Source organism: Noviherbaspirillum sp. (genome assembly GCF_035654295.1).
Lineage (GTDB): Bacteria > Pseudomonadota > Gammaproteobacteria > Burkholderiales > Burkholderiaceae_D > Noviherbaspirillum.
This window is the reverse complement of sequence record NZ_DASRXF010000122.1, coordinates 1-2,600: the sequence shown is the minus strand read 5'-3', so window position 1 is coordinate 2,600 and position 2,600 is coordinate 1. Positions and strand designations below refer to the sequence as shown.

Here is a 2,600-nt window from a genome sequence, read left to right as displayed (position 1 = left end):
GATGGGCTGCGGCGGCGCTTTCCTCGTGCTCAAGCTCGCCGAATTCGGCGCCAAGGCGGCGGCCGGCATCTCGATGTCGACCAACACCTTCTACATGTTTTACCTGTTTCTCGGCTTCTTCCACTTCATGCACGTGGTGCTTGGCATGGTGATTCTCGGCGCCATCGTGCTCAAGGCGCGGCGCGGCGGCTACTCCGCCGAAGACCACGCCGGGGTGGAGACCGGCGCCGCCTACTGGCACATGGTCGACCTCGTGTGGATCGTGCTGTTTCCCCTGATTTACGTATTGCACTGACACCATGACAAACAAGGCTTCCACCCTCGCCTGGCTGCTTCTGCTGGCATTGACCGCGTTCAGCGCCGGCATCGCCGATACGCGCCTGGCCGGCGCCGCCGTCCTCGTCCCGGTACTGCTGGCGACCCTGCTCAAAGGCCATATCGTGATCGATGCCTTCATGGGCCTGCGCCGCGCGCCGCTGCTGTGGCGCGGCGTCGTCATCGGCTGGCTGCTGGCCGTCGTCGGCCTGGTGGCCTTCGCCTTCCGGATTTCACAGATTTAGCTTGGAGGAACACATGAACGACCTCACCGCCCCCGGCCTGATGGCCTCCCTCGAGATTCCCTACTACCAGCCGGTCGGCAACGAATGCGAACTGTTCGAGTACGCCTTCCGCAACCGCCTGCCGCTCCTGATCAAGGGGCCGACCGGCTGCGGCAAGACGCGCTTCGTCGCCCACATGGCCGCGCGCATGGGGCGCCCGCTCATCACCGTCGCCTGCCATGACGACCTCACCGCAGCCGACCTCGTCGGCCGCCACCTGATCGGCGACGGCCAGACCATGTGGTCCGACGGGCCGCTGACCCGCGCGGTGCGCCAGGGCGGCATCTGCTACCTCGACGAAGTGGTCGAGGCGCGCAAGGACACCACCGTCGTGCTGCACCCGCTGACCGACGACCGCCGCATCCTGCCGATCGAGCGCACCGGCGAAGAGCTGCAGGCGCCCGACGACTTCATGCTGGTCGTGTCCTACAACCCCGGTTACCAGAACCTGCTCAAGAGCCTCAAGCCCTCGACGCGCCAGCGCTTTGTCGCCATCAATTTCGGCTTCCCGCCGGCGGACCTGGAACAGCGCATCGTCATCGCCGAAACCGGCGTCGATGCCATGCGCGCCACCCAGCTCGTCACGCTGGCCGGCCACTTCCGCCAGCTCAAGGATCACGATCTGGAAGAGGCCGTCTCCACGCGCCTGCTGGTCTATGCGGCAAGCCTGATGCGCGCAGGCTGCGACCCGGTTGCCGCCTGCGAAGCCGCGCTGGTCGAACCCTTGACGGACGACCCCGATACCGCAGAAGCGCTGCTGGAAGTGATCAAGGCCACCTTCGGGAAATGACATGAATGCGCCGCTGAAAGTGGCACGCGAACATCCCGAGACCGGCCCGCGCGTTGCACCCGCAGCGCCCGCGCCGGGCAAGCGCTGGCTCGGTATCGGCCTGCAGCGCTGGCGGCAGATGACGCAGGCGGGATTCTTCCTGCTCTTCGTCTTCGCCCCGGTCTTCGACATCTTCCGGCTCGACCTCAACCTCAAGCACTTCATCCTGTTCGGCTTCGACTGGACGCTCGGCCTCGACGACTTTCTCGCCGGACGTGCCAGCGCGGGCCAGGCATCGCTCAACATCGTCCTGCGCGCCTTCCTGCCGCTGGCCGGGGTCGCCGGCACGCTCATCTACGTCAGCTGGAAGTGGGGGCGCCTCTACTGCGGCTGGCTGTGCCCGCACTTCTCGATCGTCGAGACCATCAACCAGACCCTGCGCCGCGCCATCGGCAAGCAAAGCTTGTGGGACGCCAAGCGCCTCCCGGCGCGCAACCCGGACGGCAGTGAAACGAAACATGACGCCATCTGGTGGTTCGCCGTGATGCCGCTCGTCGTTTTCTGCGCCGTGCTGTGGGCCGTGGTCCTGCTGACCTACCTGCTGCCGCCTGCCGAAATCTACGGCAACATCTGGCACGGCACGCTCACCCGCAACCAGAGCATTTTCCTCGGCGCGGCGAGCATCGCCTTCTTCGTCGAGTTCATGTTCGCGCGCCACCTCTTCTGCCGCTACGCCTGCGCGGTCGGCTTCTTCCAGAGCCTGGCCTGGATGGGCAACGACAAGGCGATGGTGGTTGGTTTCCAGCGCGAACGCGCAAAGGATTGTTCCACCTGTTTCTCGGCCTGCGACCACGTCTGCCCGATGCGGCTCAATCCGCGCAACGTCAAGCGGATGATGTTCGCCTGCGTGCAATGCGGTCAGTGCGTCGATGCCTGCGACCATACGCAAGCCGACAACCCCAAGGGCGCGCTGCTCGACTGGGTGCAGGACCTGCGTGCCGAGTCGGAAGCGGCATTCAACATGCGGGAGGCCCGCACCATCAAGATCACGCCGGTGTCTACCGGCGACAAGGAATAGACATGGAAGAATTCGTCGGCGGCTTGTGGGACAAGCTGATCACGCGCACCGCCTACCGCGGCTTCCCGCAGGCGCGCGTGGAACTGAAGGAAATCGAGAAGCTGGCCCCTGTATTCTTCCGCGCCCTCGGCGGCGATGCCGGCCTGAACGTGCG

Annotated in this window: 4 protein-coding genes; all 4 read left to right on the top strand. The window is 65.6% G+C overall.

Going from position 1 to position 2,600, the window contains the following annotated elements; translation table 11 throughout:
- Positions 1–295: cytochrome c oxidase subunit 3 (locus tag VFF99_RS12470; RefSeq protein ID WP_325018333.1), on the top strand; the 295-nt coding region annotated here is incomplete at its 5' end.
- Between the two features lie 4 nt (positions 296–299).
- Positions 300–560 (top strand): cytochrome C oxidase subunit IV family protein, encoded by a 261-nt coding sequence (locus VFF99_RS12465; RefSeq protein ID WP_325018330.1) that lies wholly within the window; start codon positions 300–302, stop codon positions 558–560.
- A 13-nt stretch (positions 561–573) separates the two neighbouring features.
- Positions 574–1,389, top strand: coding sequence for a CbbQ/NirQ/NorQ/GpvN family protein (locus VFF99_RS12460; RefSeq protein ID WP_414691536.1), 816 nt, complete (start codon positions 574–576; stop codon positions 1,387–1,389).
- Between the two features lies 1 nt (position 1,390).
- Complete coding sequence (locus VFF99_RS12455; protein ID WP_325018328.1) at positions 1,391–2,446, top strand: 4Fe-4S binding protein; 1,056 nt, start codon at positions 1,391–1,393, stop codon at positions 2,444–2,446.
- The last annotated feature ends 154 nt before the right edge of the window (positions 2,447–2,600 follow it).